This is a genomic window from Candidatus Termitispirillum reticulitermitis, assembly GCF_054655775.1.
In genome coordinates this window covers 1-5349 of record NZ_BAAIHG010000074.1, presented here as the reverse complement: position 1 = coordinate 5349, position 5349 = coordinate 1, and the positions used below count along the sequence as shown (strand labels likewise).

3 protein-coding genes are annotated in these 5349 nt (G+C 45.8%); 1 reads left to right on the top strand and 2 read right to left on the bottom strand.

Translation table 11 applies throughout. From position 1 onward, the window contains the following. Positions 1 to 243: 243 nt before the first annotated feature. Together AC1MDJ_RS06685 and AC1MDJ_RS06680 are read right to left on the bottom strand one after the other, a co-directional pair. Positions 244 to 1215, bottom strand: a complete 972-nt coding sequence (locus AC1MDJ_RS06685; RefSeq protein WP_479690157.1) for a polyprenyl synthetase family protein — start codon at positions 1213 to 1215, stop codon at positions 244 to 246. After that, the gene (locus tag AC1MDJ_RS06680; RefSeq protein ID WP_479690156.1) at positions 1216 to 2226 is read right to left on the bottom strand and encodes an aspartate-semialdehyde dehydrogenase; all 1011 of its coding nucleotides are present in this window, start codon (positions 2224 to 2226) and stop codon (positions 1216 to 1218) included. Positions 2227 to 2425: 199 nt separating this feature from the next. Between AC1MDJ_RS06680 and nifJ the strand changes: the two genes are divergently transcribed. After that, positions 2426 to 5349 (top strand): pyruvate:ferredoxin (flavodoxin) oxidoreductase (nifJ, locus tag AC1MDJ_RS06675; RefSeq protein ID WP_479690155.1); only part of this gene is annotated, 2924 nt, incomplete at its 3' end.

The window sequence follows — 5349 nt, the reverse complement described above, 5'->3', positions numbered from 1 at the left end:
TGCACGGAAAAAAGTTGTTAGATTATCGGGTATCGTATCGCCTGATTGCACCTTGGTAAAAGATATTCCATTTTTTATTACTGGTTTTAAGGGTTAGTTAGAGATTAAAAGCTATTTTTAGCCTCCATTGGTGAGGAGAGAAATATCCAATGGTCTCTGACTGCCCTTAGAAAACCACCATACACGTTCACGGCGTTAAGATTGCCCAATAATGTTACAACTGCAACTGGTAGTGATTTCTGCTCATTTAGTTCGCTGATTTAACTCATGGGCAATGCCTACTAGATAGTCTTTATATTCGCTATCGGGGAAGTCGTGCAAGCTGTCTATGGCTTCCTTTATGCGCTCGTGAACTACGTCTGCAGCTTTTTTCTCTATATCGTATTTTTCTAACAGCGGCAATATTTGCGCTAGCTTCTCCGAACGGGGAGCATCTGATTTGAATAGCTGTGTAGCGCGTGCCTTATCTGTGATGTTTGCCACCTTCATCAGCAGGAGCAGTGGCAGGGTTGCCTTTTGTTCGTCAAGGTCTGTTCCTAGCTCTTTACCTGTGTTGTCCTTTTTACCAAAATAGTCTAACAGGTCATCTGTCATCTGGAATGCATAGCCGAAGTTCTCGCCATAGTTTTTAAGAGCATTGCGTTTATTAGCAGGTAGTTTTGTTGATATTGTCGCACATACACAGGCGGCGTAAAATAGGGATACCGTCTTCCCGTAGAGGATATTTTCATACTCCGTCATCGTCAGGGCAATTTCTCCTGTCTTTTCTATCTGCACTATTTCGCTTACACTCATTCGCCTAGTTGCTTCAATTAGAACAGATAAGTGCTCGCTATCTGGAAGGTTTAATGCCTCTAAAAAAGCGCAGTTTATAAGGTAATCGCCCGATAGAACCGCAACTTTGTTCCCATAGATAGCGTTTGCACTGGGACACCCTCGTCTAGTAACAGCATTATCAACTACATCATCGTGCAATAAGGACGCTGTATGAATACACTCCAGTATTGCCGCTACTTTTACTGATTCTTCGCTAGGTGCACCGCACGATTTACCCTGTGAGTTGCATAATCCGCTAGCTGCTAGATGAACTGATGGTCTTATCCGCTTGCCACCATTCCTAAATAGCTCAATAATTAGATTATCCAACAACTCAACATTAGTTAGAAACATTGAGCTGAGCAACCCCTCTACATCAGATAGGGCACTAGCTAGCATCTACTTTATAAGCTCTTCAGCTATTTGAATAGCGTTTGTAGCCGCACCTTTGCGCAGTTGGTCACCTGACACCCATAATGAAAGCCCATTTTCAAATGACAGGTCCTCACGAATACGCCCCACGTGGCATAAATCTTGCCCTGCTGCAAATAGTGGCATAGGGTATGACCTTTTGTCAGGCTCATCTACCAGTTTTACGCCTGGGGCTTTTGATAGAAGCTCACGAGCTTTACTTGCGGTAATTTTGCTAGCAGTTTCTATCGTAATCGCCTCCGAATGTGCCGATAACACAGGCACACGCACACAGGTTGCACTGACTTTCACATTATCATCGTGCAACATCTTGCGCGTTTCGTTATACATCTTCATCTCTTCTTTCGTATAGCCATTGTCAGTGAATACGTCCACATGCGGTATCACATTAAAGAGCAACTGGTGCGCAAATGCTGATACTGCCAGTGGTTTGCCGCTAGCCCACGCCTTAGCTTGGTCTGTCAGCTCCTGCATAGCCTTTGCACCTGCACCAGAGGCTGACTGATATGACGATACTATTACACGCGTGATTTTCGCATAGTCATAAAGCGGCTTTAGTGCTACCAGCATAATAATGGTGGTGCAGTTGGGGTTTGCTATAATGCCCTTGTGTGTGAATATATCCTGCGGGTTCACCTCAGGCACAACAAGTGGCACGTCCTTATCCATACGGAAAGCAGACGAGTTATCAACCACCACAGCACCCGCCTTTACCGCACTAGGGGCGAACTCAACACTGCGTGAAGCACCAGCGGAAAACAGCGCGATGTCTATATCCTTGAAACTATCGTGTCTAAGCTCCTCAATTGGATAGTCTTTGCCAGCATAAGTTACGTTCTTACCAACGGAGCGTGCGCTTGCAAGTGGCAATAACTTCGCAATAGGAAAGTTGCGTTCAGCTAGAACATTCAGGAACGTTTCGCCTACGGCACCTGTAGCACCGACTATAGCAACGTTGTAAGCAGATTTTTTAGTCATAATTCGCCCCGCAATGTAAATTTATGGCTGAATATTACAAAATAAACGCAGCTTATGCAAGTAAAAAATATATAGCACCCTGTCGCGACAGCAATGCTGTTGATTGGAAAGTAAGCAATACATATAGGAAGTGTTGACATATTATCAGCTTGCCGTATAATGGACTCTTATAATATTGTAATTTTTAGGAGAACTTGGTATGAGCGCAGAGAGGAAAATCGCTAGTATCGACGGAAACACCGCCGCTGCACACGTGGCGCACGCATTGAGCGAAGTTATCGCTATATACCCTATTACGCCATCATCTGTGATGGGTGAAATTTCAGATGAAAAGTCCGCACGTGGCGAAAAGAACATCTGGGGTTTTGTGCCTAACGTTGTTGAGATGCAGTCAGAGGCTGGTGCTGCTGGTGCTGTGCATGGCTCACTGCTGGCTGGCTCACTAACAACCACCTTTACAGCCTCTCAGGGCTTACTACTAATGATACCTGTTATGTATAAGGTAGCAGGGGAGTGCACGTCTACGGTGTTCCACGTGAGCGCACGTGCACTGGCTACACAGGCATTATCAATATTTGGCGACCATTCAGACGTTATGGCTACTAGGCAGACAGGTTGGATTATGCTGGCATCTAATAACCCCCAAGAGGTTATGGATATGGCACTTATCAGCCATGTGGTAACCCTGAAAGCACAGTTGCCAGTGTTGCACTTCTTTGACGGGTTCCGCACTTCGCACGAGGTCGCTATGGTAGAGGAACTAACAACAGACGATATGCGCTCTATGATAGACGACAAACTCGTTCAAGCGCACCGTTCAAGGGCACTATCCCCTGACAGACCAAGTATTAAAGGGACGGCGCACAACCCTGACGTGTATTTTCAAGCACGTGAATCGGCAAATAAACTATATAACAGCGTCTACGACATAGTTGAGGATACTATGGCAGAGTTTGCTAAGTTGACTGGCAGAACATACCACGCTATAGACTATGTGGGTGTCGCTGATGCAACGGACGTTTTAATAATTATCGGTTCGGGTGCTGATGTAGCTGATGAAACCGTTGTTGCACTAAATGCTGAAGGCAATAAATATGGCGTTCTGAAAGTGCACTTATTCCAACCATTCTCAATAGAGGCGTTAGTAAAAGTTTTGCCCGCTAGCGTTCAACGTATAGCTGTATTAGACCGCACTAAGGAGCCGGGTAGTGTAGGCGAACCACTATATCAGACTATCCGCACAGCATTGGGAGAGGCAATAGATGCTGGCATGTATAAAGGCAACTATCCCGTTGTGGTAGGTGGACGCTACGGAATAGGCTCTAAAGATTTCGTCCCTGCTATGGTAAAGGGTGTTTTTGATAACTTGAATAGCACAAACCCTATCCGTAGCTTTACTGTGGGGATAGACGATGACGTGACGCATCGTAGCATTAAGTGGGATGCAGACTGGTCGCCCGTGCAAGAGGGCGTGTTTAATGCCATGTTTTACGGACTTGGCGCAGACGGCACGGTCGGTGCCAATAAGAACACGGCAAAGATTATCACGGACGAAACGGGCAAGAACGTTCAAGCCTATTTCGTCTATGATTCAAAGAAGTCTGGCTCCATGACGACATCACACGTGCGTTTTGGAGACCGGCAGATAAAAAGCTCTTACCTTATCCAACGTGCTGATTTTATCGCCTGTCATAAGTTTAGTTTCCTGCATAGCTATAATATACTGGGCAAATTAAAGCGTGGTGGCACATTTTTGCTAAATAGCACGCATAAAGCATCTGAAGTGTGGAATGCACTGCCTGATAATGTAAAACAACAGATTATTGCGGCTAACGCACACTTTTACGTGATAGATGCGCAGAGTATAGCCGAAAGTATTGGACTTGGTAGCCGTGTCAATATGATATTGCAAGCGGCGTTCTTCAAAATCAGCGGGATTATCCCCGTAGAGCAAGCAAAAAAGGCTATACATAAAGCGATAGATAAGACTTATGGCAAGTATGGCGATAAGATAGTTGCTATGAATGCTAGTGCTATGAGTGCAGGCTTTGAAAATGTTGAGTTGGTAAGGTATCAAGGCTACGAAGAATCGCCTGCCGCTGGTGCCGTCAAGGTTATTCCATTTGAGCCGTCTAATCGTTGCATTACCACAAAGGGCGCATCTACATTTGTTAAAGATACTATCGGCTTACTTGTTGCTAATGAGGGGGACAGAGCGAAGGTATCGCAGATACCTATGGACGGCACTTGGCCAATAAATACCGCCCGATACGAAAAACGCAATGTTGCTACGCACACTCCAGTATGGGAGGCTGACAAGTGTATCCAGTGCGGAATATGCTCGTTTGTGTGTCCGCATTCGGCGATTAGGTTAAAGGTGTATGACAAATCGGCATTAAAAGGTGCACCCGCTACATTTAAGAGTGCAAATGCGAACGGCAAAGAGTTTGAGGGGTTAGCGGCAACTGTTCAGGTAGCTGTGGAAGATTGCACAGGCTGTTCCGCTTGCGTGAATAGCTGCCCCGTAAAGGATAAGCAAGACCCGACTAGAAAAGCCATAAATATGTCCCCACAAGAGCCACTTGTGGCTACCGAGCGGGAAAACTTTGAGTTTTTCCTAAATATCCCAGAGTTGTCAGTTGACAAATACAACAAATCTACGCTAAAAGGCGCACAGCTTGCACCGCACAACTTTGAGTTTTCTGGTGCTTGTGCGGGTTGCGGTGAGACGCCATACCTGAAACTATTAACGCAGTTGTTTGGCGACAGGTTGCTGATTGCAAATGCGACTGGCTGTTCGTCTATTTATGGTGGCAATTTGCCGACTACGCCCTACTGCACACGTCAGGACGGCAGGGGTCCTGCATGGGCGAACTCGCTATTTGAGGACGGTGCAGAGTTTGGCTTTGGGATAAAGCTTGCCACTACACAACAGACCGCATTTGCTAGGCAATTATTAGAAAAGTTAGCTGGCAGTTTGGATAAGTCGCTTGCTGACAAAGTCATAAATGCTAAACCGAGCACTCAAGGGGAGATAGAGGCACTTAGGGCTGATATTAACGCACTAAAGGCTAGTGCTAGCAAGTTATCCACCGATGATGCGGCTAATTTCTTGGCTGTGGC